The 23,950-nt window shown below is 50.8% G+C and carries 23 protein-coding genes; 19 read left to right on the top strand and 4 right to left on the bottom strand.

Going from position 1 to position 23,950, the window contains the following annotated elements; all coding sequences use genetic code 11:
- The first annotated feature begins 142 nt into the window (after positions 1-142).
- The 16 genes from SYK_RS11325 (at position 143) to SYK_RS11250 (ending at position 16,817) form a co-directional block, all read left to right on the top strand.
- Entirely contained in the window at positions 143-1,408 is a 1,266-nt protein-coding gene (locus SYK_RS11325) for a phenylacetate--CoA ligase family protein (protein WP_281760378.1), read from the top strand.
- A 163-nt stretch (positions 1,409-1,571) separates the two neighbouring features.
- Entirely contained in the window at positions 1,572-1,763 is a 192-nt protein-coding gene (locus tag SYK_RS11320) for a DUF429 domain-containing protein (protein WP_281760377.1), read from the top strand.
- The gene (locus SYK_RS11315; RefSeq protein WP_353618224.1) at positions 1,760-2,284 is read left to right on the top strand and encodes a DUF429 domain-containing protein; all 525 of its coding nucleotides are present in this window, start codon (positions 1,760-1,762) and stop codon (positions 2,282-2,284) included. Before SYK_RS11320 ends, SYK_RS11315 begins: the two co-directional genes overlap by 4 nt.
- 15 nt (positions 2,285-2,299) lie before the next feature.
- Positions 2,300-3,538 (top strand): ChaN family lipoprotein, encoded by a 1,239-nt coding sequence (locus SYK_RS11310; protein WP_281760375.1) that lies wholly within the window; start codon positions 2,300-2,302, stop codon positions 3,536-3,538.
- Entirely contained in the window at positions 3,538-4,029 is a 492-nt protein-coding gene (locus SYK_RS11305; protein WP_281760374.1) for a hypothetical protein, read from the top strand. The genes SYK_RS11310 and SYK_RS11305 overlap by 1 nt, the downstream gene beginning before the upstream one ends.
- Positions 4,030-4,103: 74 nt before the next feature.
- Positions 4,104-4,643, top strand: coding sequence for an acyloxyacyl hydrolase (locus SYK_RS11300; RefSeq protein WP_281760373.1), 540 nt, complete (start codon positions 4,104-4,106; stop codon positions 4,641-4,643).
- A gap of 63 nt (positions 4,644-4,706) precedes the next feature.
- Positions 4,707-5,525 (top strand): bifunctional DNA-formamidopyrimidine glycosylase/DNA-(apurinic or apyrimidinic site) lyase, encoded by an 819-nt coding sequence (gene mutM / locus SYK_RS11295; RefSeq protein ID WP_281760372.1) that lies wholly within the window; start codon positions 4,707-4,709, stop codon positions 5,523-5,525.
- A gap of 118 nt (positions 5,526-5,643) precedes the next feature.
- Positions 5,644-7,191, top strand: a complete 1,548-nt coding sequence (gene murJ / locus SYK_RS11290) for a murein biosynthesis integral membrane protein MurJ (protein WP_281760371.1) — start codon at positions 5,644-5,646, stop codon at positions 7,189-7,191.
- Positions 7,191-7,958 carry a tRNA1(Val) (adenine(37)-N6)-methyltransferase gene (locus SYK_RS11285; RefSeq protein WP_281760370.1) on the top strand — a complete coding sequence of 256 codons (768 nt, stop codon included), beginning with the start codon at positions 7,191-7,193 and terminating at the stop codon, positions 7,956-7,958. The genes murJ and SYK_RS11285 overlap by 1 nt, the downstream gene beginning before the upstream one ends.
- On the top strand, positions 7,951-8,853 hold the full coding sequence (locus tag SYK_RS11280) for a C-GCAxxG-C-C family (seleno)protein (RefSeq protein WP_281760369.1): 903 nt from the start codon (positions 7,951-7,953) through the stop codon (positions 8,851-8,853). Before SYK_RS11285 ends, SYK_RS11280 begins: the two co-directional genes overlap by 8 nt.
- A gap of 3 nt (positions 8,854-8,856) precedes the next feature.
- On the top strand, positions 8,857-10,200 hold the full coding sequence (locus tag SYK_RS11275) for an AAA family ATPase (RefSeq protein WP_281760368.1): 1,344 nt from the start codon (positions 8,857-8,859) through the stop codon (positions 10,198-10,200).
- Positions 10,190-11,149, top strand: a complete 960-nt coding sequence (locus SYK_RS11270) for a metallophosphoesterase family protein (RefSeq protein ID WP_281760367.1) — start codon at positions 10,190-10,192, stop codon at positions 11,147-11,149. The genes SYK_RS11275 and SYK_RS11270 overlap by 11 nt, the downstream gene beginning before the upstream one ends.
- Positions 11,142-11,465 carry a hypothetical protein gene (locus tag SYK_RS11265; RefSeq protein WP_281760366.1) on the top strand — a complete coding sequence of 108 codons (324 nt, stop codon included), beginning with the start codon at positions 11,142-11,144 and terminating at the stop codon, positions 11,463-11,465. The genes SYK_RS11270 and SYK_RS11265 overlap by 8 nt, the downstream gene beginning before the upstream one ends.
- A complete protein-coding gene (locus SYK_RS11260; RefSeq protein ID WP_281760365.1) occupies positions 11,465-12,118 on the top strand; it encodes a P-loop NTPase family protein in 654 nt (217 codons plus the stop codon). Before SYK_RS11265 ends, SYK_RS11260 begins: the two co-directional genes overlap by 1 nt.
- 332 nt (positions 12,119-12,450) lie before the next feature.
- Entirely contained in the window at positions 12,451-13,581 is a 1,131-nt protein-coding gene (locus SYK_RS11255) for an efflux RND transporter periplasmic adaptor subunit (protein ID WP_281760364.1), read from the top strand.
- Positions 13,581-16,817 carry an efflux RND transporter permease subunit gene (locus tag SYK_RS11250; protein WP_281760363.1) on the top strand — a complete coding sequence of 1,079 codons (3,237 nt, stop codon included), beginning with the start codon at positions 13,581-13,583 and terminating at the stop codon, positions 16,815-16,817. The genes SYK_RS11255 and SYK_RS11250 overlap by 1 nt, the downstream gene beginning before the upstream one ends.
- A 115-nt stretch (positions 16,818-16,932) precedes the next feature.
- On the opposite strand, the gene SYK_RS11245 is transcribed toward SYK_RS11250, so the two are convergent.
- Both SYK_RS11245 and SYK_RS11240 read right to left on the bottom strand, forming a co-directional pair.
- Complete coding sequence (locus SYK_RS11245; protein ID WP_281760362.1) at positions 16,933-18,333, bottom strand: peptidase U32 family protein; 1,401 nt, start codon at positions 18,331-18,333, stop codon at positions 16,933-16,935.
- A 248-nt stretch (positions 18,334-18,581) separates the two neighbouring features.
- Complete coding sequence (locus tag SYK_RS11240) at positions 18,582-19,442, bottom strand: PHP domain-containing protein (RefSeq protein WP_281760361.1); 861 nt, start codon at positions 19,440-19,442, stop codon at positions 18,582-18,584.
- A 147-nt stretch (positions 19,443-19,589) separates the two neighbouring features.
- On the opposite strand from SYK_RS11240, the gene SYK_RS11235 reads away from it, so the two are divergent.
- The 3 genes from SYK_RS11235 to SYK_RS11225 all read left to right on the top strand — a co-directional run bounded on the left by SYK_RS11235 (position 19,590) and on the right by SYK_RS11225 (position 20,709).
- On the top strand, positions 19,590-19,778 hold the full coding sequence (locus SYK_RS11235) for a Trm112 family protein (RefSeq protein WP_281760360.1): 189 nt from the start codon (positions 19,590-19,592) through the stop codon (positions 19,776-19,778).
- Positions 19,779-19,915: 137 nt separating this feature from the next.
- Complete coding sequence (locus SYK_RS11230; RefSeq protein ID WP_281760359.1) at positions 19,916-20,329, top strand: Hsp20/alpha crystallin family protein; 414 nt, start codon at positions 19,916-19,918, stop codon at positions 20,327-20,329.
- Positions 20,330-20,343: 14 nt separating this feature from the next.
- The gene (locus SYK_RS11225; RefSeq protein WP_281760358.1) at positions 20,344-20,709 is read left to right on the top strand and encodes an Hsp20/alpha crystallin family protein; all 366 of its coding nucleotides are present in this window, start codon (positions 20,344-20,346) and stop codon (positions 20,707-20,709) included.
- A 75-nt stretch (positions 20,710-20,784) separates the two neighbouring features.
- Here SYK_RS11225 and SYK_RS11220 read toward each other — a convergent pair whose 3' ends face one another.
- Positions 20,785-21,450, bottom strand: a complete 666-nt coding sequence (locus tag SYK_RS11220) for a response regulator (protein ID WP_281760357.1) — start codon at positions 21,448-21,450, stop codon at positions 20,785-20,787.
- On the bottom strand, positions 21,431-23,890 hold the full coding sequence (locus tag SYK_RS11215; RefSeq protein WP_281760356.1) for a PAS domain-containing sensor histidine kinase: 2,460 nt from the start codon (positions 23,888-23,890) through the stop codon (positions 21,431-21,433). Before SYK_RS11215 ends, SYK_RS11220 begins: the two co-directional genes overlap by 20 nt.
- Between the last annotated feature and the right edge of the window lie 60 nt (positions 23,891-23,950).

Genomic DNA, 23,950 nt, shown 5'->3' with positions numbered 1-23,950 from the left:
AAGAGTTGCTTTTTAGAAGGTTTTTTTTCTAACTAGCTGAGATATCGACCAAAAAAAAATATTCCTTGCAAATTAATTTTGACATGGTATAGTCCCGCTCCCTGTCAAAAATGGCACACCATCCAGTCTAAGGAGTATACATATGACCAGAAAGGATCGCACCGAGGGTATTTATTCCCGCCGTGAGGTACTCGACGAATCGGAACGTAGGCAATATTATCAGCTTCAGCTTAAGGAGTTGCTCTCATATGCCTACCGTTACTCCGAAGACGTCAAGAAGCGTTTTGACCGCGCACAGTTCAATGTGGACAAGTTCCGCGTGCTCAACGACATCAAGCATATCCCCATCATCAAGAAAAAAGAGCTGATCTTTCTTCAGTCCATGGGTCCCCGTCTCGGCGGACTGTTGACCAAGGACCTGGGCGAATTGCAGCGTGTTTTCCTGTCTCCCGGCCCGATCTTTGATCCCGAAGATCGTTCCGAAGACTACTGGGGTTGGACCGAAGGTTTTTATGCCGCCGGTTTCCGTTCCGGTGATCTGTCTCAGATTACTTTCAACTACCATCTGGCTCCCGCCGGTCTGATGTTCGAAGAACCTCTTCGTAACCTGGCCTGCGCCGTGGTGCCTGCCGGTCCCGGTAACACCAACTCCCAGATTGAGATCATGCAGAAGTTGCGCGTCACCGGCTACGTCGGTACCCCCAGCTATCTCATGCACCTGGCACAGAAGGCCGAGGAAATGGGCCTGTCTTTGCGTAAGGATCTGTTCCTCGAAGTCGCTTTTGTCACTGGCGAAAAGTTTTCCGAAAAGATGCGTTCCACTCTTGAGAAGAAATTCGACTGCATCATGCGTCAGGGCTACGGCACCGCAGACGTTGGTTGTATCGGTTACGAATGCTTCCACAAGAACGGTCTGCACCTTTCCAACCGTGCATTCGTTGAAATCTGCCATCCTGACACGGGTATCCCGCTTAAGGACGGCGAGGTTGGCGAAATCGTTGTTACCGCGTTTAACCGCACCTATCCGCTCATCCGACTCGCCACCGGCGATCTCGGCTATCTGGATCGCTCACCGTGCGCCTGTGGCCGCACCAGCCCCCGTCTCGGCGGCATCGTCGGTCGCGTTGACACCACCGCCCGCATCAAGGGTATGTTTGTCTATCCGCATCAGGTCGAGCAGGTCATGGCCCGCTTCGAAGAGGTCAAGCGTTGGCAGATCGAAGTCACCAACCCGGGTGGTATTGATGAGATGGTTCTTTCCATCGAAGCCGGACAGTTCAATCAGGAAGATGAATTGCTTCATTTGTTCCGTGAAAAGATCAAGCTTCGTCCGATCCTCAAGGTGCTTGCACCCGGGACCCTGCCTCCGCAGATCCGACCCATTGAAGACAAGCGCACCTGGGACTAGGCGCGAGTTGTTGAAAATTACACCCCGCACCGGCAACAGTCGGTGCGGGTTTTTTTGTCTTTTTCTCAAATCTTCATTCCCGAAATTCTTTGGTGTCGTTTTGCGGGGGCTGTGCTGAATTGTGCATCTGGTTGCGGGGATGTTGGTGGAAGAGTATATATGCATGATGAAATACGTAGGCGTAGACGGGTGCAAGGGCGGGGGGCTTGCTGTTTGGGTCATCAACGGGGTGTGGTCTTTTGCTCTGTATGATGAATTTGTTGCGCTGTGGGACAAGCATAAGGACGCTGAAGCCGTGTTGGTGGAATCCCTATTGGACTTCCTGAAACAGGAACGAGAAAGGCCGATGTTTTGACTCGAGAGAGGTTGGGAAAACGTAAGAGCAGTGTCTTTAATACTCCGGTTCGCAAGGCTGTTTATGCCGGATCAAAGCGTGAAGCTAAATTGATAAGTCAGAAACTTTCCGGTAAGTCGTTATCCGAACAATCCTTGTGTATTGTGAAAAAGATATATGAAGTAGATGGGTTTCTGCAAGGAAATGTCGAAGCCCGCCACAGAGTTTATGAATCACACCCTGAATTGTGTTTTTCACAATTGTTTGGGGGGCCGATGCCTTTCCCGAAGAGAGATGTTTTGGGGATGGTGGATCGGTTTGTCCTTTTGGAAAAAAAGGTGTGTGATCTTCGTTCGCTTGTTGAAGCCATCCGGTTGAAATATAGAGCAAGTCGAGTCGCTGGTGATGATATTCTTGACGCCTGCGTGCTGGCTGTTACGGCGTGGAAAGGGGGCGGACGGCTGCGGTCGATACCTGATTCTCCTGAAATTGATGCAACCGGGCTGCCAATGGCAATTTGGCATGGTGATTTTCAAGACTGAATTTGAGGGGAAAGGATGCAATATATTTTGAATGGAGCACGAAAATGCAACGTGACGTTATTTGTGTTGCTGAGTCTGCTTTTGTCCATGGGGGCGTGTGTGAAAAAAGCTATTGAACCTTTGCCTGTGGAGCCTCTTCGGGTGACTTTTCTCCCGCAGAAAGGAGAATTTATCTCCAAATATGGTGATCAGGTGCCTTTTGAAGAGATCATAGCAATGGCAGATAGTTATGATTATGTCCTTGTTGGGGAGGGGCATCGAAACATATGGGACCACAAGGTTCAACAACGTATTTTGGCGGGACTTTCCGAGTCTGGTGAAGGCCTTTCACTTGGGTTGGAAATGGTGGCCGTGGACATGCAGCAAGTGCTCGATGATTTTGGAAAAGGGCAGGTTGAATTGGAGGACCTGGCCGAAGAACTGCAATGGTCAACAAAATGGGGATACCCATTTTCTTTATTCCGTGGGCACTTTGAACTTGCTCAGCGCAACAGTGTGCCTGTGGCGGGGTTGAATGTTCCCACTTTTGTGACCAAAAAAATATCCAAAGAGGGCCTTGAAGCGCTTTCCGACGAAGAACAGGCCTTTTTGCCCAAGGTCATCGTGCCGCCGACCAGTGACCAACGGGCTGTGCTTGATGAAATTTTTAGGCAGCATGAATCCAAGGATGCTGAGGACGAAGTGCAACGGGAACGATTTCATTTGATCCAGTCCATTTGGGATTCCAAGATGGCCGAAGAGGCCGTCAGGGTGCGCCATCAGTATGATTGGCCGGTACTGATTGTTGCTGGGGCCGGACATGTTGAGCAGGCGTGGGGCATTGCCATGCGCATCAGGCGGTTTGATCCGGGCGCGCGGGTTTTGTCCATTATGCCGTGGCGTGGTGACGAATTTTATGCCGATGCGGGCGATGTTTTCTTTTATTCTCCAGACAGTTACCAGTCGAAGATGGGGGCATTACTAACGGCCGTTGGAACGGGCGGCCTTCTTGTCGAGTCGGTCCAGAGAAAGTCTCGTGCGGCCAAGGCCGGTCTGCGCCCTGGAGATTTGCTTGTCGAGGCTTCAGGAGTTCCTTTGGAACATTTGTTCAGTTTGCATATTGCGGGATTCAAGGTGCACGAAGCAGGAGAAGAGCTTGTGTTTACTGTTCGGCGCGGTGATGAAGAGTTTACCGCTAATGTGGGGAAGCTTGGTTCTCCCAAGTCTATGAAGAAAAAGATGAAAATCGAATCAGATGAAAGTGGAGATAAATAATGATACGTCGTGCTGTTCTTGTTCTGTTGGTCGTTTTATGGACGCCATTGGTGGCTTTTGGCAATGACTTGTCTGAGTTTTTTCCGACAAAAGTTGGTACTTTGGATCGAGTGCAGCTTGTTGTTGGTCAGCAAGCACAAGCGGAAGTGGACCAGTTGCATGGTAAGACCCTGTCAGCTGAGGCCAGTGCCATTGCCCGGTATGCCCGTCCAGAGGATGCCGGTAAGGTCCGTCCGGCCGAAGTGTGGCTTTCTCGTGTGTCTTCTGAAAATGAAGCGCGTCGACAGATCGGCGTCATGGTTCACAAAATGTATGACAATCCGAAATCACCATTCAAAAATCCAAAAAAATTGGAGAAAAATGGTGCGTCAGTCTATCGATTTACCGGGATGGGGCAGGTGCACCTTCTTTGGTATGTAGGCGATCTGGCTTATTGGATCAGCGCACAGCCCTCGGATGAACAGGTTCTGCTTGATGTCTTTTGTCGTTGATAGTCGATTGATTTGACAGAAAATATTCCCGTCACGTTCCATATGCTCTATGTTTTTGAATCCGTGGAGGGAATATGGGCCGTTTTGTATTTGCCTTTATAGTGGTTTTGATAGTCGTCTTTGTGAGCTTCCCTGCGCAGGCGGAGGAGTCCATCCTGTCTGAAGTCCGAGGCGGGGTTTATGCACATGACATCTCTTTTTGGAGTTTTAATAGGGAAAGTGGCGTTGATCTCAATGGAGAAGTCCTTTTTATTTCCCCGTCATGTTTGGAAGCGATCTGGTCCCCTCGTCCCCATCTTGGGGCAACGGTCAATATGTCTGGAAATACTTCGCACGCCTATGGCGGATTGACTTGGGAGTGGGGGCTTTTTGATGATTTTTTCATGGACGCCAACCTCGGATTGTCTGTCAACAATGGCAAGCGTAGTACCGACGATTCGGATCGCAAGTCCCTTGGTTCTCCTGTCTTGTTCCGTCTTGGTGCAGCCCTAGGCTATGATTTAACGGAAAAGGTCAATGTCTCCGTGCAGTATGAACACATGTCAAATGCCTATATCGCCAACGAAAATGAAGGGATGGACAATGTAGGTCTTCGTCTTGGCTATAGGTTTTAGTCGGACTTTCGCTTTCATTGGTCGAGCTTTTCACCATAACCGTTTTCAGGTACCTACCTAACCATGCCTGAACTGCCTGAAGTTGAAGTCATCGCCCGTGGGTTGAATGACACCCTGACGGGGCGCACTATTGTATCCGTGGAAATTCCGGGTCTCACCCGTTTGAGTGATGCTGCGGAAATCATTGTGCCCGGTGTTCTGGGACAGGGTGTTCGTCGGGCATATCGTCGAGCCAAGGTTTTACTCGTTGAACTGGCGAATGACACCACGCTTGTATTTCATCTCAAAATGACGGGTCGGGTGGTCCATGGTGATCATCGTGATATTCATAAGCATGACCGGATTGTTTTTATCCTTGATGACGGGTCATGGTTGATTTTTTCTGACATGCGCAAGTTCGGTTACGTTAAGTTATTCACAGCCCAACAGCTTGAAAATTGGGAGTTTTTACGAAAAGTCGGACCTGAGCCACTTGAGGTTGCTCCCGCTGAATTGGCTGAACGAATCGCTGAAAGGAAGATCGCGATAAAAGGGCTGCTGCTTAATCAATCGGTGGTAGCCGGGGTGGGGAACATCTATGCAGATGAGTCCCTGTTTCGAGCGGGAATTCATCCTGAAACAAAAGGCCATCAAGTCAGTCATGTCAAGGCGTTGAAGTTGTTTTCAGAATTGCAGGCGGTTCTCAAACTGGCGATTCGCGAAAACGGCAGCTCCATTTCGGATTATGTCAATGCCCACGGTGATGCCGGGGCTTTTCAAAACAGCTTTAATGTGTACGGCAAGAAAGGGCAGAAATGTGCTCGATGTGACACCCTTTTGCAAGCCGTGAAGGTCGCGGGGCGGACGTCTACTTTTTGTCCGCATTGTCAGCCAAAGCGATAAACTAGCGGTTTAACGCTGGAAGAGATAAAGAGTGCAAGGAAAGGATTGTCTTGTTCAATAATGTTTACAACTGTGTGCCATGCCGGCGAAAAATTGAAGGCATTGCGCAGAGGATACAGTGAATAAACACGCAAAAATAATAGCGAAAAATGCGGCTGTCGTGGCTGGAGCCACGCTGATTTCTCGTATTTTGGGATTTGTCCGGGATATCATCGTCGCCTTTGCGTTGGGTGCCGGGCTTTTTGCCGATGCCTTCTTCGTGGCTTTCCGTATTCCGAATCTTTTGCGGCGGCTTTTTGGCGAAGGGTCGCTGACCATGGCCTTTATTCCTGTTTATTCGCGGACCATTGAGGAAGAGGGCGAGGAAGCAGCTCAAGCCATGGCCCGGTCCGCCATGATTTGGCTGGTCGGAATTCTTGTCGCCATCACCGTGCTTGTGGAAATACTGGCTCGGCCTTTGACCATGGCCATTGCTCCCGGCTTTATTGATAATGCCGAGCAGTTTCAGGTGACCATAGATCTTGTTCGTATTTGCTTCCCGTATGTCATTTTTATTTGCGGCGTGGCGTTGTGCATGGGAATTCTTAACTCGCGAGGTCATTTCCTTGCTCCGGCACTGGCCCCCGTGGCCCTGAACGTGGCATTGATAGGCTCTGCGTTGTTTGGGTATTTCATGGGGTACAACGTGGCCTATTGCATGGCTTACGGCGTGTTGATCGGCGGAGCGGCTCAGTGGTTTTTGCAACAACCCTTTTTGAAGAAGGCCGGTTTTTCATGGCGTGGTCCATGGGCGTGGCGCAACAAGGGCGTGGCGCGTATGGGATTACTCATGCTTCCGACGGTGTTCGGAGCCGCTGTTTATCAGTTGAATATTTTGCTCGGGACACTCCTTGCTTCATTTTTGCCAGTGGGGTCTGTGTCCTATTTGTACTATGCCGATAGGTTGGTTCAGTTCCCCCTAGGGGTGTTTGGGATAGCTGTCAGTACTGCGGCCTTGCCAAGCCTTGCGAAGTTGGCTGCGCGCAATGAGCTGGAAGAATATGACAAGGCCTTGTCCGTCTCGCTCGGGTTGACACTTTTTATTGCTTTGCCCGCTGCCGCAGGCCTTATCGGGTTGGCGGAGCCGGTTATCGCCCTGCTTTTTGAGCGCGGGGCCTTTACTTCAGAGGCAGTTGCAGCGACCTCGCAGGCTCTTGTCGCCTATTCCGTCGGTTTGCCGTTTATTGCCCTGTCCCGCCCGTTGGTTGCCGGGTTCTATGCCTTGGAGGACACGAAGACACCGGTAAAGATTGCCGTTGCCTGTTTGATAGCCAATGTCGGCCTAGGCGTCTGGCTTATGCAGTCCATGGCCCACGTTGGATTGGCGTTGGCTGTAAGTCTGTCTTCACTCCTGAATTTTGTCCTGTTGCATCTGTTTTTGACCCGCAAGCGGAGGACACGCCTTTTGCCTGCCGTTTCAGCTGTTAAAACTGCAGTTCTGTCCATCTTGATTGGTTGGGGGGCATACATGACCGGAGCATGGACCCCGTGGTGTCTGTTCCTCATTCCCGTTTGGGTCGTTGTGTATATTGGGATGGCCTTTCTTCTGCGTCAGAACGAGGCTAAACTTTTCGCGGATATGATCAAGGCGCGAATCCGGCGCGGCAAAACATCGAAGGGGGCATAATGGCTGGCATCGACACGGAAGCCATACTCAAAAGACGCGAATTGTTTCCGCGTGGACTCGTGCAGCCGGAAGGTGGTTACCGTTTTTCATTGGACTCTCTGCTCTTGAGTTGTTTTGCCCACGCAGGTCGCCGGCATACAGGTGTTGATCTCGGCTGCGGGTGTGGGGTTATTGGTATTGGAATGCTCCTTCGTCACCCCGGAATGACAATTGTTGGTGTTGAGTTAAATCCAGAAAGCATAGGTGTTGCCGAGGAAAATCGTATCGACCTTCACCTTATCGATAAGTTTACGCTGCAGCAGGGTGACGTGGCTGAATGGCGACCTGATTCAGTAGTGGATTTTGTCGTAGCTAATCCGCCGTATCGAGAATTAGGAAAGGGAAAAACGAGCCAAGGGGCTGGGCGTGAAACTGCTCGTTTCGAGGCACAAGGAACCTTCAAGGCTTTTGCCCGATGTGCTGCCGTGGCACTCAAGACGCGAGGTAAATTTTTCTTTGTTCATCTGCCGGAACGACTGCCGGAACTGATGGTTGATCTGGCCGAAGTAGGCCTTGTCCCTAAGCGAATGCGATTGGTTCATAGCCGTGAGGGTGATAACGCCAAAATGGTCCTTATGGAGACAATGAAGGCTGGCGGACATGGGCTTACGGTCGAGCCTCCATTGATTCTTCATGAGGGAAAAGGTCGTGAGACTCGTATGACACCTGAAGCTGTGGAATTTTGTCCGTATCTGGCCTGCAATACCGGAATGATGCCTCATGGCTGATATTCTTGAGAAACGCGTGGAAAAATTGTTCTCGGGCGATCAATTCCTGTGTGCCGAGACTGTGTTGAAGCTTATTGCCGAAGCTGGTGGCAGGGATTCGAAAGAGGCCGTAGCAATGGCTACGGGTTTTTGTAGCGGCATGGGGCGTACTTGCGGGCCGTGTGGTGCTGTGACCGGCGCTGTAATGGGATTCGGTTTGTATGCAGGTCGCCAGGAATCGGGGGCGGACTTGGACCCCGTGTATGTCATGGTTCAGGAATTTAGAGAAATCTTCGTTGATAAATATAACAGTATCAACTGTTTTGACTTGATTGAATGTGATTTTTCCACTCAGGAAGGACAGAAGCGATACAAGCGTCTGGACCTGCATTCAAAATGTGTTGAAATGGTTGTCTTTGCGATCAAGACCTCTCTTTTCATCCTGCGGGAACATGGCTATCTTGTCGGATCGGAAGATTTCATGGCATCACGGTTGGCCTCATGCGGATTGATGTGCGGCAAATGCGTAGCGTATGCAGGTGGTCCTGTTCAAGAGGTGAGTGCCGCATTGAAAGAGCATCTTGGTGTCAACTTTGGAGAATACGCCAAACGTTTTGAATCGACCGATGCTGTTTTTCGGCAATGTCAGCCATTTACTGAATTGCTGGACTATTTTGCTTCCGGGCATTGTTCAGGTTGCCGTGAATCAGGCTGTTTATTCAAGGCGTGCGCTGTCCCTGCGTGTGCACGAGAGCATAACGTTACATATTGTTTTGAGTGTAAAAAATTCCCGTGTGAAGAGCACGGAATGCCTGATAGGCTAGCGCAAATATGGCGTATGAATAATGAGCGGATGCGAAAATATGGTGTTGAAGAATATTTTAGGATTGGTAACGATAAGCCGAGATATCCATAAATAATGATTAAAAAAATCATAATCGATAACTTTATGGCTCATGAGCATACCGAGTTGGAACTCGGGAGTGGTCTGACCATCCTGACCGGCCGAAATAATACCGGAAAATCCGCTGTGGTGGAGGCGTTGCGCTGTCTGGCAACTAATCCCGTGCCGAGCCACAACATTCGGCATGGTGCCAAAGAAGCCCGGGTCAGTGTTGAGCTTGACGATGGAACCAGAGTTGTCTGGGTACGTAAGAAACGGTCCTCCGGGTATGAGCTCTGGAAGCCCGGCGCCGAAGAGCCTGAAGAGTATTGGAAATTCGGGAGAATTCCACCGGAAGATATCCGGGCTGCCTTGAGATTGGACCTGGTGGAGCTTGAATCCGGCGATCCGGTTGATATTCATGTGGGTAATCAGCGAGAACCGGTGTTTTTGTTGAATAAACCTGCAAGTAACGCCGCCGCTTTTTTTGCCGCATCCACGGAAAGCGCCCATCTTTTGGCCATGCAGAACTTGTTGAAGCGTCAGACAACAGACGCCAAGCGGCAGGTTCGTGATTTGGAGGGGCAAACCGAAAGAATTGAAGGTGTTATAGATCGTTTGGCCCCCTTGCCTGATATTGATTTGCAAGTTTTGGCAGCTCGTGAATTGGAAAAAACCGCAATCGACTTCGACAAAATTATTCCGGCACTGGAATCAATACTTGAGAGACAGGAAAAACTGTCTGATACACTCCTGAAAAAAACAGAATGCAAGACGACCTTGGATGGTGTTCTTGATCCTCCGAAAGCTCATGATGTCAGAGTGTTGGACGCATTGATCTCATCAATGAAGACTGTTAAAAGTCGACTTTCATACGCGTCAGGCAACACTGAGGCTTTGAACGGACTGCAACAGCCTGATCCTCTTGAAAATACGGGCGCACTCGCTGTGCTGATGCAAAAACTGGATTCGGCGGACCGAAGTTTGCGGAAGGCTGAAGTTCAGACAACGGTTTTTGCAAATCTTGAAATCTTTCCCTCTCCTGAATCGACAGATGATATGACTGCTTTTATTGATGAATTTATATCTGTTCAATATCGACGTTCTCGTTTATCGCGCTGGGAAAACATCTTGCGGAAGGTTGTGGAGCCGCCTTCTGTCGAGTCAACAGAAGGATTGGATGGTACCTTGTCCGCCATGGATGATCTGTCAGCAAGACTCGAATCGGCCAATGTGGGGCTATCCAAGTTGGAGAACAGCTTGAAGAAGCTTGAAGAGACCGTGGAAGAACGTATAAAACAGCTTGGCTGCTGTCCAACCTGTGGTGGTGATATGACAACTGCAACATTCATTGATCAAGGGTGTCGTCATGACGGTTGACCATATCCACGGCAATGGTCTGTTCTTCATCGCAGATCCCCATTTGGCGGACCATCCGCCGGGTCAGAGGCTTGATGGTTATCTCGATCAGATCATGAACAAGGTTGAGGCCTGTCTCGACCAGGCTGAGGCTCTCGGCATGGTTCCGGTCCTTTTGGGAGACCTCTTCCACTGGCCTCGTGACAACTCCAACAAGATGCTTGTGGAGTTGATACGGATTTTTGGGGCAAGAACCGGTGATTCAGCGGTCTGGGCATTGGTCGGGAACCATGACAAATATCAGTCCCGTTTTACTGAAGATGTCACTCTTGCGGTTTTGGAGGCCGCCGGAGTGGTCCGGCTGATGAAAGAAAGCAGTCCGCAATTCATTCTTGAGACCGACGATGAACAGGTTTTGGTCTGTGCTAGCCCGGACGGCACCCCGCTTCCTAAGAAATATGATCGTCAACCAGATGACCCTGATACGGTCATCTGGCTCACGCATCATAATATTCAATTCCCGGAGTTTATTGACCGAGCCTATACGATCAAGGAACTTCCCGGCATTGACTGGTTGGTGAACGGGCATATTCACCGCCCACAGACGACCATCACCAAGGGGCAGACCACATGGGCCAACCCCGGCAATATTACGCGGTTGACTTTCACCCGCCGTTCCATGGAACGGGAGCCTGCCGCTGCCATCTGGACGCCCGGTTGCGATGATCTGGAGAAATGGGTGGTGCCATTCGAGACGTTCGACAAGGTGTTCCCGGATCAGGAACTGCCTACCGAAGAACATGAGGACGAGGGTGAATCCAATTTTATCAATGGATTGGAGCGGCTTGCGTGGCAACGGACGCATGAAGGCACTGGCCTGAAACAATTTCTTGAAGAAAACCTGAGTACACAGACCCCGGAGGGCAAGCTCATCTGGGAACTTTACGAGGAGGTCATACACAGTGATTAACAACCCCAACCAAACTGGGACAAGCAGGGATTCCGCTGTAGAACAGGAGCTTAACGAACTGCGACGTCACTATGAACAACTGCGTGACCGCAAGGTGCGCACCGAGCAGGATGTGGCCAACTTAACGAGCCAGTTGGAGACTTTGAAACAGCAGGCCATGGCAGAATACGGCACCAGCGACATCAAGGAACTCCAATCGTTATTGGAAGAAAAAAGACTGCAAAATGAAGATGTTGTCACAAAATATCGTTTGCATATACAACAAATACAAGCCGATCTTGCGGACGTTGAAAACGCAGTGGAAGGCGGCAAGTAGTGCCTTTTGAGCAAGCTAGGGGCGAATTGCGTGAGGCTGAGCGTCGTCTGGACAGGCTATCGGCTTTGGCCGAAACCTTGCACGGCGAACATGGTCGCGTGCGTGAATCTCTTGGTGGAGTGCGGGATTTTTTGACGCTCGCCCCAAAGGCTCGGGATACGCTTGAAGAGTTGTCCACGGCCTTGTTTGGCAAGATTCTTGACGAGGTTGAAGCCAATTTGACCCACGCCATTCGTGAGATTCTGGGGCAGGATCGTGTCGTGACCACTTTGCGCGAGGTCAAAAACAATCGTCTCCAGATTCAATTCCAGATTCGCAATCAGGGTAAGGAAGATGAGATAGAGGATATCATGACCGGTCAGGGTGGCTCGGTGTGTAATATCCTCTCTGTGGGATTGCGGCTTATCGCTTTGTCGCAGTTGCCTGAAGAACAGCACCGGCCTTTCCTTGTTCTTGATGAACAGGATTGTTGGCTCAAGCCCGCGCTTATTCCGAAATTCATGAAACTTATCGGGGAAATTGCTGATCGCCTTGAGTTACAACTCCTTGTAATTTCGCACCATCCGCTTGATTTATTTGCCGGTTCAGCTCAGCGTATTTTTGAGCTTGTCCCTGACCGTGAACGCGGTGCCATCATCAAACAGGTTAAATAACTTTTTTCAAGTCTGGGTACCTCTGGACATCAGGTGATTAATGCTTATTTATAAAATAGCGGAAGGACCCAAGATGGACGGGTCCATGACATAGTCGGATTACCGCAACGGAGGGTGATGTCCGTTAAACCATTTCACACCATAAAACAGCGAAACGAGTCGCGACCATGCAAAGAATAGTGTGCGCGTGAAGCCCCGGATGGGGATGGCCTGGATAGGCAAGGCGCACTTTTTTTGCGTCTTTTGTTTAATCATAGTCTATGCTGTAGAAATCCATAGGAATCATTATTAATTGTAGTCTTTAGGTTCCCTCTTATGATATGCGTGTTCACATGAAGAATACGATATCCCGTCTTTCATTATTTATTTTACTTGTCTTGTGCTTGTCGGCTTGCGGTGCTGATGAGGCCCCTTCCGTAAAGCATGGTCAAGCCAATGATCCCGCCTCTTTTGTCGTGGTCGAGCGCATTTCATTGCCTCGGCTGCATGAGGCCGTGGGGACGGTTAAGGCCAAGACTGACACTCGCGTCGAGGCTCAGGTGACAGGCCGTGTCCTTAAGGTGTTGGTGCGCCCCGGTGATACCGTCAAGGCCGGGGATGATCTGGTCGTATTGGATAGTCGAGCTTCCCAGGCCCGTCTGGAACGTTCGCGACAGGCCGAGTCTTCAGCCTCCAGTATGGTCAGTCAGTCCCGTGATGTTTTGGCTGCTGCCAAGGCTGCGTTTGCCAAAGCTGAGTCCACCTATAAGCGTATGAGTACATTGCACGATCAGAAGGTGGTCACAGCCGAGGAAGTGGAGAAAGCCGAGTCTGCCTATCTTCAGGCCAAGGCAGGGTTGGGACAGGCTGAACAGGGCGTGGCTGCTGCGCAGGCACGTGCTCGTGAGGCGGGTAAAGTGGTGCAGGAGGCTGAGATCGGTCTTGGATATACCACTATCAAAGCGCAGGAATCGGGCGAGGTCGCCAAACGGTTGGCTGAACCCGGTGATTTGGCTTTTCCGGGCAAGGAATTATTGAGTTTGCAGACCGGTGGGTCTCTGCAATTGGAAGCCATGGTGCGTGAATCTCTCATTAGTCAGGTGCGGCTTGGTGATTCTTTATCCGTGATCGTTTCGGCTTTGGACGGAACCGAACCGCTTGTCGGAACGGTGGATGAGATTGAGCCGTTGGCCGACCCTGTGACCCGTTCCTTTTTGGTTCAGGTTCGATTGCCTGTTGTCCCTGGTTTGTACCCCGGTATGTTTGGTCGGTTGATGGTGCCGTTGGGTGAAGAAGAGATCATACTTGTACCAGAATCCGCAGTTGTGCGCGTCGGGCAGCTTGAAACAGTCATGGTCAAGACTGAAGCCGGCTGGCAATCGGTGTATGTTCGTACCGGTGAAGTTCACGATCAGCGGGTAGAAATATTGTCTGGCCTGTCCGGCGGAGAAACCGTCGGTCTTGCGGTTGGCGGAGGCCAGTGATGAGCATGGAGACTCCTCCGGTAAAAGGCTTGTTGCCGTCTATTGTCCGATATTTTTTGACATCACAGATGTCCATCATTGTTGCTTTGGCGGCGATTCTGCTTGGAGTGGCTGCCATTCTCATTACCCCGCGTGAAGAGGAACCACAGATTGTGGTTCCCATGGCAGATGTCATGGTGCAGGTGCCGGGAGCCAGTGCCGAGGAAGTGGAAAAGCTTGTGACCACTCCGCTTGAACGGCTGCTCTGGCAGATCGATGGGGTGGAGTATGTTTATTCAACTTCCACCAAGGACATGACAGCGGTCACGGTTCGTTTCTTTGTCGGTGAGGATCGTGAGGATTCGCTCATCAAGTTGCATAATACTATCCTCAAGAACCGTGATTTAGCGCCTGATATCGTGGCCGGATGGGTTGTAAAACCCGTTGAAATCGATGACGTTCCTATTGTGGCTTTGACGCTGCATGCAGATTTTGGATTTGAAGAGCGGTATTCGGATTTTGATTTGAGGCGCATGGCCGAAGAACTTTTTCATCGACTGGCCGAGGTCGAGGATGTGTCCCGCGTTTCCCTGCATTCCGGGCGGAGTCGTGAGGTGCGGGTGGAGGTACACCCTGACCGTTTGGCCGGGTTTAATGTATCGCCGTTGGAAGTCTACACAGCACTCAAGGGGGCAGACCGTTCACTTTCTGCGGGGCGGTTTGTTAGGCGTGATGTTGAGACGCAGTTGGTCAGTCAGTCCTTTCTTCTCCATGCGGAAGATGCGGCCTCCCTTGTGGTGGGCGTGTTCAACAACAAGCCGGTCTACCTTCGAGACGTAGCGGATGTTATCGACGGGCCACAGGAACCGACCAGTTATTCGCGGATTGGTTTTTCCGACGTGTATCTGGCTAAGATCGACCAGCAAGCCGAAAGCACTTCGCGTTCAGCTGTAACCATCGGGTTGGCCAAGAAAAAAGGCGTCAACGCGGTAGGCGTGGCGGATGCAGTTATCAAAAAGGTGCGGGAGCTTGAGCGGACGATCTTGCCCGAGGGTGTAACCGTTACAGTCACCCGTAATTACGGCGAAACCGCTCAGTCCAAGGTCAACGAGTTGTTGTCTTCGCTCTTGTTCGCCATCATTACGGTTGTGGCCCTGCTTGCTTTCGCGCTGGGGTGGCGAGAAGCTCTTGTTGTGGCTCTGGCCGTGCCCATGAGTTTTTCCTTGGCCCTTTTTGTTAATTACTTGTTTGGCTACACCATCAATAGGGTGACACTGTTTGCTTTGATTTTGTCATTAGGGCTTGTCGTGGATGATCCCATTACCAATGTAGATAATATTCAGCGGCATATTCGTATGGGTATTCGGTCGCCGCTTGAAGCCACGTTGAATGCGGTCAAAGAGGTTTTGCCGCCCGTCATCATGTCCACCTTGGCAATTATCGTGTCTTTTACCCCGCTTTTCTTCATCACCGGCATGATGGGACCATACATGGCTCCCATGGCCGCCAATGTGCCGCTGACCGTAACCTTTTCTACTGTCGCCGCTCTGACAGTGGTTCCGTGGATGGCGTATCTATTGCTCAGGAATCGTGCCCCGGCAAAAGCCAAGGAAGGGAAAACCTCGGAGCAGGGGGTGAACGCCCGACTTCTCGTGGTGTATTCCAAGGTTATTATTCCGTTTCTTGAATCGTCCCGGAATCGCCGTTTGTTGCTGGGCGGCATTCTCGTAGGGCTTGGTTTGTGTGCCGGTTTGGTGCTTATGCGGTTGGTGCCACTCAAAATGCTGCCGTTTGACAATAAAAACGAATTTCAACTGCTTGTGGACATGCCCGAAGGCACGACACTGGAGCGGTCTGATCGGACTGTACGTGATTTTGAGGCGTATCTTCGATCCGTACCGGAGGTGACCAATTTCGTCACGTACACCGGGTCGCCGTCCCCCATGGATTTTAACGGTATGGTGCGTCATTATTACTGGCGCGAGCATTCGAACCTAGCCGACATTCGAGTGAATTTGGCGGACAAGTCCGAGCGGGATATGCAGTCGCACGGTATTGGTTTGCGACTGCGAAACGATTTGCATGAAATCGCTGTCCGCCATGGTGCGCGGCTCAAGCTTATCGAAACGCCACCCGGTCCGCCGGTTATCTCCACTTTGACCGCTGAAATATATGGTCGGCCAGGACTGGATTATTCCGTACTCATCGACGGGGCAAAGCATGTGGAGTCGCTTATGGCGGCCCAGCCCGGTTTGGTCGATTTGGATAATTCTGCCGAGACTGATCGGATGATGGTTGATTTTGTTCTCGACAAGGAAAAGGCCGCTTTGCATGGCGTAACAGCTGCTGATGTGGTGGATACGCTCCGCCTGGCCCTGTCCGGTGCAACCCCGGCCTCTGTTCACATGGAGCGCGAACGGCAGCCGTTGCCTGTGCGCATGGTTTTGCCGGTCGGGTTGAGGACCGGTCCTGACACGCTCGGCGAATTACGCATGAAAAGTGCGTCCGGGGCCATGGTCCCGTTAGCTGAGTTGGGGAGGTTTCGCGAGGTTTCTTCGGAGCAGCCTATTTATCATAAGAATTTGAAGCGATTAGCGTATGTCTTTGGTGACACGGCAGGTATCCCGCCGGGGGAGGCCGTGCTTGATCTTCAGTCGCAACTGAAGGAAAACCCCATGCCGCTAGGTACCCGTGCTGAATGGGCGGGTGAAGGCGAGTGGAAGATTACTCTTGATGTGTTCCGTGATCTTGGGTTGGCTAATGCAGCTGCATTGCTCGGTATTTTCATTCTGCTTGTTGCCGAGACGGGGTCATTCATCATGCCGTTGCTTATCATGTCGGCCATCCCGTTAACCCTGCTCGGTATTTTGCCGGGATTCTGGTTGCTTAACATAATAGCGGGTGGGGAGATCGGCGAATTCGGAGATCCGGTCTTCTTCACTGCAACGTCAATGATCGGAATGATTGCGCTCGGTGGTATTGTTATCCGAAATTCATTGGTACTCATCGATTTCATTCAGACCGAGGTCAAGAACGGCAAGCCGCTCAAAGATGCCATTATTCTGTCCGGCGCGGTGCGTATGCGACCCATCGTGCTCACGGCATTGACCACTGCGCTTGGTGCGTGGCCCATTACCTTGGACCCGATTTTCTCGGGATTGGCATGGGCGTTGATATTTGGTTTGGTGGCATCAACGCTGTTTACGCTGGTTGTCGTACCAAGCGGTTACTACGCACTATATGTCGGGAAAGAATAAAAGCCTACCGGCGGTCCCTCCGGGGGCTTAAGAACCCTTTGAAAAGGGTTCTTAAGAATTTCCTAAACTTTTTGGTGCGCCTTCGGCGAAGTGAATTGTTTGGGGGGATCGGGTGTTATTCGATTGTATCGAGGTCCCAAGGTTTGCGGATGAACATGCCGGGTTTGATGTCCGGGTGGTCGCAGATGAGCAGCCCTTTTTGGCCGGGGTGGGAGACGTCAAGACCAATGCCCTGATCGTTTTCTACACCGTAGTCTTCGCGAGAAAGGCGGGGGCGGATCATGCCGGGGATGAGAAGTTCCATATCTTCGGATGTGGTCCAGCGTGACTTTGTCTGGATGAGCCATCTGCCATCGCCAGCCGGTTCGAGAACGCGGCCAAGAACCGAACGTTTTTCGCCGGGGGCCGGTGGTTCGGCAATGGCGCCTCGATTCTGTGGGTCGAAGAAACCGGTGGTCAAAGGGCGTGTCGCTGCATTGACCAATTCGGCCAGGTATTTTTCAGCTTGGAATTGGTTGGCAGCGACATCGTTTAGGCCGGTTCGGTATGCGTCCACGACCTGCGCGAGATAGGCAGAACTTTTGGTGCGGCCTTCCAGTTTTACGGACGCGACTTTCATGCGTGCAAACCATTCCAGATAATGCAGGAGACACAAGTCTTCCGCCGCGAAAAATTTGGTCCACCGTTCAGCGTCCAAGGCTATGGATAAAGCCGGGTCGGCCGGAGGTGCGGGTTTTATATCGTCGTCGCCAAGAGGGGCGAAAGTAAAGTCTTCCGAGGGTGTTTCAAAGGTGAAATCATTCGGTGGAGCTTCGCCCTCTTCGCGGATCTCCCAGAGATTTTCACCGGGGCGGGTACGTTCTTCAAAGGTGACGGAAGTGGGGCGGTATTCATAGCGGCATGGGTGCGAACATTCACCGAGGTTGCCGGGACGGTCATTGAGCAGGGCGGACATGTAGCATCGGCCTGATATGGCCATGCACATGGAACCGTGGACAAAGACTTCAAGTTCCATGTTCGGCATCTTTTTTCGAACCGCATCGAGCATTTCCGTTAATTCTCCAGAGCGGAGTTCACGAGCAACATTGACTCGTCTGGCACCGTTTTCTCGCCAGAAACGGACAGATTCAGAATTGGATGTGTTGGCCTGTGTGGAAACATGGACCGGAATCTCGGGCAATTCACGCCGCAATAAGCGAATCACGCCGGGGTCGGCTGCAATCACGCCATCTGGCTGGAGTTCACCCAAAGTCTCTATTTGTTCATGGACTTGCATCATCATCGATTCACGTGGGTATACGTTCAACGTATAATAGGCTTTTACGCCCGCTTTTTTGGCTTTTGCCAATCCCAGCGCAAGGCTTTCCTTGTCGAAACCGCCAGCCCCTGCACGCAGGTTTAGGCCGTCGCCGCCAAGATAGACAGCGTCCGCACCATATAAAATGGCGGTTTCCAACTTCTCCATGTCGCCCGCAGGCGCCAGCAATTCAGGTATATATGTACGAGTCTCAGGCATGGTCGCCACGCTACATTAAACTGCACAGGTGCGCTAGGTGGAATTTGAGGCCTCCGGGCGGCTGGGGGAAGGGAAGGGAAAACCCTTTGGAAAGGTCTTTTTCCTCCCCTTTTTCCAGACCCCATTTCTTCCTTTTCCTAATTTTTATGTGTCGCTTCGCGAGGTGTGAAATCTGTTGAAATAAAAAAAATGAGACCAGAACTGTGTTTTGGTCTCATTGAAAGTGTTTTTGAAGTCAGTTGGCAAGATTATATGGGAAGTCCTTTTGAGCGGCGATTCTTTTTCATTTTTTCGAGCAGTTCGGTGGGGACGTGGAGGCCGCCTTTGCCTTTGCCGAGTCGAATCTTCGGCTTAACAGAACCGTGGAAATCCGAGCCTCCGCTGAGGAGCAGACCGAGGCGTTCGGCCATTTCCTTGTATGCTTTTACTTCTGCGTCGCTGTGTTCGGTATAATAGACTTCAATACCGTCCAGGCCGAATTCCATGAGATCTTTAACGACTTTTTCCGTGTCCTTGAGATTTAGACCAAGGGCAAAGGGATGGGCGAGAATGGAGGTGGCCCCGATTTTGTTGAGAATAGGAAATGCCTGTTCCGGGGTGAGTTTGCGTTTGGGGATGTATGCGCGTCCGTTGTCACCGATCCATACCTTAAATGCTTCGTCGATGGATGAAACCACGCCAAGCGCCATGAGTTCTTGAGCAAAATGCGGGCGTCCGATAGTTCCCTTGGCGCGGGCGGCAACACCTTCATAGGTGATATTAATACCTAGAGTGCGCAGCTTTTCGACGATTTCCTGATTGCGGGTTTTGCGACCTTCCTGCACCCAGTCAAAGGCTTCCTGGAGTTCTATGGCATTTTCAGGCAGCCACAGAGCGACGACATGAATCCAACCTGTGCCCTCCGGGGATTCAAGACTTAATTCGGCGCCCGGGATGACTTCAATGCCGTATTTTTCGCCTGCGGCCAAAGCCTCCGGAACGCCCTGAAATGTGTCATGATCAGTGATGGCAATGGCGTCGAGACCTGACTCCTTAGCCAACTTGATCAATTCGGTGGGGGACAGAGTACCGTCAGAAGCCGTGGAATGGGAGTGTAAATCTATGCTCATGATTTTCGGGTATGGGTTATAATTTAAGGGACAGTCTGTAACTGAACGCTGTAGAGTAGCGTTTCCATGGTGTCTGGTAAAGTGCACAATGGCAGTTGCCAGTGAGCGGCACGGCGGGTAGAGTCAGGCGAGTACAAGGAGGAACCTATGTCTCTGAATAAGGAACTATTGGATATACTGGCCTGCCCTCAATGCAAGGGTGAACTTGAGTTAAAGCCCGGTGAAGACGGATTGGCCTGCGCCAAGTGCAAGATCGTGTATCCCGTGCAGGATGAGATTCCGATCATGTTGGTGGACGAAGCCATCCCTGAAAAGGATTGGACCAGCTCCAAATAAGAACTTTTGATCATCGTTGTCATGTGTTGCTCCGCCCCCGGAAAAGGGTGCGGAGCAATTTTTCCCCACAAGTGGACTTGACGACAAAAAAAACGTGCCTACTTTTTTGTGGAACGCAAGAAAAGGAGGTACCTTTCATGGTTATTGATTTTAATACTCTCTATAATTTCCCGTCCCGGTTTGATCGGGTTTTCGAAGAGTTTCTGCGATCTCCCATGGGCGATGATCGGCGTTTGGCTTACCCTCCGCTCAATCTGAGCAATGATCAGGAAAATATTTATGTGCGGGCCGAAGTCCCTGGCGTGTCCATCGACGATGTTGAATTGACATTGACTGACAAAACTTTGGTTATCAAGGGCGAGCGCAAAGCTCCACAAGGAAAATATTTTCGACAGGAACGCCCAAGTGGTGTTTTCCACAGAGTTGTCAACATTTCAGTTCCAGTGGATAGAGATGCTGTCACAGCGTCCATGAAGGATGGCGTTTTGACCGTGTCTTTGCCCAAGTCCGAGGAAGTAAAACCAAAAAACATCAGCATCAGCGTGGAGTAAGGGAGGGCATGGCTATGAGCAATATTATGAAGAAAGAAGACAAAAGCATGGCTCGCTATCGTCCGGCCACGGATATTCTGGAATGCGAGGATGGATTTTATATTTATATGGATATGCCCGGTGTTCGACGCGAGGACATGACTATTGATTTGCAAGAAGGCGAGTTGACAGTCACGGGTAGGACGAGTTTGGTCCGGCATCCCAGTGAGCAGTATGTGGAGATGCAATTCGGCGATTGTGAATACGTTCGTTCCGTTTCCATTACCGATATTGTTGATCGAGAACGGATCAAAGCCAACCTTGACGGCGGCGTGCTTGAGTTGCATCTGCCCAAGGTCGAGAAGGTCAAGCCCAAGAGGATTTCCATCTCCCAAGGGTGATTTTTCTTGATACCATTGTCCACACAAACACCCTCGGTGACATTGTCGCCGGGGGTGTTTTCGTAGGGCACTGTGTCAGATGGCCCAGGTCTCTATGTCGATGAGGCCGAGTCGGGCCGCGTAACGGACAAGTTCTACCGTACTTTTGAGGCCTAGTTTTTTCATGAGATTGGTGCGGTGATTTTCCACGGTTTTGGGGCTGATGAAGAGCTTTTCTGCCACTTCTTTGGCTGTCAGCCCTTCCGCCAGCATGCGCATGACCTCCTGCTCTCGGGGGGTCAGAGTAGAGTAAGGGTCACTGCTGCCGTCGGGAGTGTCTGGTTTTGATTGCAGGAGTTTGAATACCACTTCCTGAGAGAGTGCGTTGTCCAGGAAAAGTTCACCTGCTGCGACGGTATCAAGCCCCTTAATGAGTTGGGATGAAGCAGATTCCTTGATCATGTATCCTGTGGCTCCGGCTCGGAAGGCTTCCACGATGTAGTCGGCTTCAGAGTGCATGGAAATGATGATGAACTGTGTTTTCGGTAATGAAGACTTGAGTTCACGGATCATCTGAACGCCATTTTTTTCAGGCATGGAAATATCCACCAGCATGATGTCTGGATGACTTTCTTTGGCTATGGCAATGCCTTCTTTGCCATTCCCGGCTTCAGCACACACTGTGTAGCGATTGTCCCGGTTGACGATGGCTTTGAGACCTTCCCTGAATAGAGGGTGGTCATCAACGATCATGATATTCATAGTCTGTATGTCTCCTGGAATGATGTGTAGGCAGTCGGAAAATTATGCGGGTTCCGGTTCCGACCAGTGATTGGATCTCCATGGAGCCGCCGACTAGGCGTGCTCGTTCCTCCATGCTGCGCAATCCCATGCGCTTTTCAGTCAGGGTTTTTGCCTGGCGTTCCAGAACGTTGAATCCCTGCCCATTATCTTCAATGCGAATGAAGATGTCGGGATGACTCTTCACCAGACGGATTGTCGCCTTGTTCGCGTGGGCGTGGCGTACAATATTTCTGACGGCTTCTTGAATCATCCGATAGATGTTAATTTCGCTGTCAAAATCCAGGCTGATATCTTCGACACCCGTGGCTACGAAATCCACTGCAAAACCATGCTTGTTGCCTGCTTCGAGGCAGAGGTGCTGCAAGGATTTTACCAGACCCAACTGGTCCAGTGCGGGAGGTCGAAGTCCATATGCAATGTCTCGTACCGAAGCGACGACTTCCTTGAGAATGTCAGTTACGGATTCGCTCCGTTTACGGAGTCTTTCGTCGACACATGAGTGGTCGTCAAACAACGTTTCCATCTTCAGCATGATGGAGGAAATATTTTGGGCGACGTTGTCGTGAAGATCCCGGGCAATTCGTTGCCGTTCGTCTTCCTGTATACGGATTAATTCTTGGGTCAGGGCAAGGATGCGTTGCTGGGCTTTTCCTCGTTCTTCGGCCAAAGCCTTGAGCTGGACATTGGCTTCGGAGAGCTCTGCGGTCCTTTTTGAGATGCGGTCTTCCATTTGGGCATGGGTGGATAAAAGCTCACGTTCCAGTGTTTTATGGTGCGTGATATCAGTGAAAATTTCCAACTGTGCTTCCTGGCCTTCCCACATGATAGGTTTGACTGAGATGGTCAACCATTTGATTTCGTCGTGTGTGGTTATGACTCTGAATGTGGCAAACCCTTCCTTTTCCTTGCCCTCGTACATTTTTTTGAATTGTTCGTGAATGAAAGGCTTGTCTTCGGGATGAACCATTTCAAGAGGATGAACCTGTTCAAGTTCTTCCGTTGAAAGGCCAAATATTTCAGTCATGCTTTCATTTATATATTTAATTTCCCGATCCTGAATAACGATGACACCTTCCTGGGAATTTTCCGCGAGTACCCGGTACCGTTCTTCAGAATCCATGAGAGCCTGTTCAGCCCGTTTTCTCGGTGTGACATCCAGTAATGAAACTATGACGCGAGCCAGGGAGTCTTTGTACTCCGGGGGGACAAAGAAGTGGACCACGACCCAGATTGTTTCACCTTCCAGTGTACGATTGGTGATTTCTCCGCAATATTCGCATCCGCCGGAAGCGAGCAGGATCATCTCTTCGGTGAAAGCGGCCATGGAGCTTTCTGTCAGAACTTTTTCCAGATTGCCGAACAAGTCTTCTTTGGATTTCGCGGATAACAGGTCCAGTGTGGCTTTGTTTACGTCCACGACGGTCACCAGCGTGGCACATTTGGCCAGAGCGTCCGGGTTGTCATAGAAATATTGTCTGAAGTCGGTGACGCCGTTTTCTTTGAGGGCGTCGAAATATATTTTGAGGCGGGACAGATCTTCTTCCCAGAGTGATATGGGAGAATCCTCAAACAGTGTGCGATATCTGGATTCACGTTCGAATAATGCGGCTTCGGTCTGTTTGCGGAGGGTTATATCGCGGGAAACACCTTGGTATCCTCCGGGTTTGCCGTCCTCGGTAAAGAGTCGCCTAACGGCTGTTTCGACCCAGATGGTTCCGCCCTTGCCGTGATAATGTTCCATTTCCAGTCGGTTAATGTGATCGAAGTCACCCTGCGCTTCGGCTCTGGAGCGGGCTTTTTCGGCTTTCTTGAGAATTTTATGTGACTCGGGCAACGTGATTTTGAGCAGGGACAACTCTTTGAGTTTTTCGAGAGCGTAGCCCCAGACATCTTCAACAGATGGGGTAGCATACGTGAAATTGTATGCGTCATCCATTGTCCAGATGACGTCGGTGATATTCTCGGCGAGAAGACGGAATTTGTCTTCACTGACTTTGAGGGCTTTGGCGGTTTTGGTGCATGTCAGGTTGTCCTGCATGATGGAAATGACATTGGCCAGATTGCCGGATGCGTCGAGCACAGGATCGAATCGACCCCAGACCAGAATAACCTCATTGTCCTTTTTGCGAATGAAGTATTCGCCTTCCCAACTTTGTCCAGTATGCAGTGCTGGACGAATGTGTGTTGCGTACAGGGCCATGGTTTCTTCTGGGAGGGCTTTTTCTTGGGGCAGAGAAAACATTTTGGCAACCGAATATCCAAAAAAATCAGCAAAAGCCTTATTCACAAAGATAGGTTTCAGGTCAACGGTCCGTATGGCCATAGCAACACCTGAGGCATCGAGAACGTGCTCAAATAGTTGGGGGCTTGGCTTAAGGGATGCGTGATTCCGATTCATGTCTGGCGTATTTTTTTGTTGCTGTATATCTGGTTTGATAGAGACGATTCGCAAGAAATC

Origin of the sequence: Pseudodesulfovibrio nedwellii, assembly GCF_027923765.1 — a bacterium.
In the GTDB taxonomy this organism is placed as follows: Bacteria; Desulfobacterota; Desulfovibrionia; order Desulfovibrionales; family Desulfovibrionaceae; genus Pseudodesulfovibrio; species Pseudodesulfovibrio nedwellii.
The sequence above is the reverse complement of the archived record's forward strand: the minus strand, read 5'-3'. Positions and strand labels throughout refer to the sequence as shown.